The organism is Streptomyces sp. TRM64462, from assembly GCF_013362995.1.
In the GTDB taxonomy this organism is placed as follows: Bacteria; Actinomycetota; Actinomycetes; order Streptomycetales; family Streptomycetaceae; genus Streptomyces.
The window spans coordinates 1-1,526 of sequence record NZ_JABWDV010000264.1 but is presented as its reverse complement, the minus strand read 5'-3'; the positions used below and the strand labels follow the sequence as shown (position 1 = coordinate 1,526).

At 68.2% G+C, this 1,526-nt stretch carries 1 protein-coding gene; it reads right to left on the bottom strand.

Annotated elements, in window-relative coordinates; all coding sequences use genetic code 11:
* Positions 1-36: 36 nt before the first annotated feature.
* The gene (locus tag HTZ82_RS12495) at positions 37-1,263 is read right to left on the bottom strand and encodes an ABC transporter substrate-binding protein (RefSeq protein ID WP_175409422.1); all 1,227 of its coding nucleotides are present in this window, start codon (positions 1,261-1,263) and stop codon (positions 37-39) included.
* Positions 1,264-1,526 lie beyond the last annotated feature (263 nt).

The window sequence follows — 1,526 nt, the reverse complement described above, 5'->3', positions numbered from 1 at the left end:
GGTCGGTACGCGTGCGTGGGTCACGGTCGGGGCCCCTTACGCACCGAACGCCGTCTTCGACTCGGAGAAGAACTGCCCCACGGCCTCGGCGACGGTCCGCTCCCCCAGCGCCATCTCCTCGGCGATCCGCAGGAAGGCGGCCTCGGCGACGTCGGCGCCGGCCGGGTGCGGTGTGATCGGTTCGAGGACGCCGCGGTCGACGAGTCCCTGCTCGTACGCGGCGATCTGCTGGTTCACCGGGTCGGTGGGCTTGAACGCCTCGTACTGGGCGGTGGTGGCGGGCACGCCTCGGTCGTAGCCCATGATCTTGGCGACCTCGGGGTCGTGGACCATGAAGTTGATGAACTGGGCGACTTCCTTGGGGTGCTTGGTGCGCTTGGAGCCGCTGAGCATGAGGGAGCCGAGGTACTGGCCGGTCCGCTTGCCGTCCGTGGTGGGGATGGGCGCGAGCCCGTACTCGCTCTTGCCCTCGGAGGTGTAGCGGATGGTGAAGTTGTCCCAGGTGAACTCGGAGGCGGCGAGTTCGGCGGCGAGGGCGGACTTCGGCTTGACCTGGGAGACCTTCTTCGGGTCGGCGTAGATCCCGGACCGTACGCCGGTGAACGCCTTGGTCCACCAGTCGGTGAGGTCGGCCTCGGTGAAGCCGAGCCCCCTGGCGGTGAAGAAGGCCTTGCCGTGCTGGCGCAGGTACAGGTCGTACAGGTACATGACGCCGTACATGCCGCTGTCGCCGGCGCGGCCCTGGTTGTCGCGGATCTTGGCGAGGGCGGCGTGGAACTCGTCCCAGGTCCAGCCGGGCCTGGGGGTGATGCCGGCCTTGCGGTAGACGGCCTGGTCGACGACGAGGGCCATGGAGTTGGATCCGACGGGGACGCCGAGGAGTCTGCCGTCGACCTCGCCGAACTTCTCCAGGCCGGCGCGGAAGCCCTCCAGCTGGAGGTGGCCGGCGTCGGCCTGCTCCTTCAGGTCGAGGAGGACGTTCTTCGCGTCGTACTTGCGCAGGAACCCGATGGCGTTCTGGAAGACGTCCGGCGGGTTGCCGCCGGAGGCCTGGGTGTTGAACTTCTTCCAGAAGTCGAGGTACGGCTGGAAGTCGGTCTTGACCTTGATCTTCGGGAACTTCTTCTCGAAGAGGGCGATGCTCTGGTTGATGCGCTTGGCGCGGTCGTCGGACCCCCACCACGCGTACCGGATCGTGACGGTCCCGCCGTCCGAGCCGCTTCCCGTGCCGCAGCCCGCCGCCGTCAGGCCGAGGGCGGCCATGGAGCCGCCCGCCAGCTTCAGCAGGCCGCGCCGGTCGACGGTCCCCTGGATCCCGGTCCTGTTGGTACGCACAGTCGTCCTCCAGCGCGCATTGAATCGTTTTAGAAAGCGCTTGCTGGGACAACGTAAGGACGCTCGGCGGGTACGTCAACGGTTCGGACGAGATCGATCGCGATCAGTGACCGCGGCGGGGGGTCTTTCCCCACCCCGCCCCTTCCCGAATCGGGGGCTCCGCCCCCGAACCCCCGCTCCTCAATCGCCGG

Coding starts and splice junctions, on each gene's coding strand:
- HTZ82_RS12495 (WP_175409422.1), bottom strand. CDS start 1,263: ATGGCCGCCCTCGGCCTGACGGCGGCGGGCTGCGGCACGGGAAGCGGC.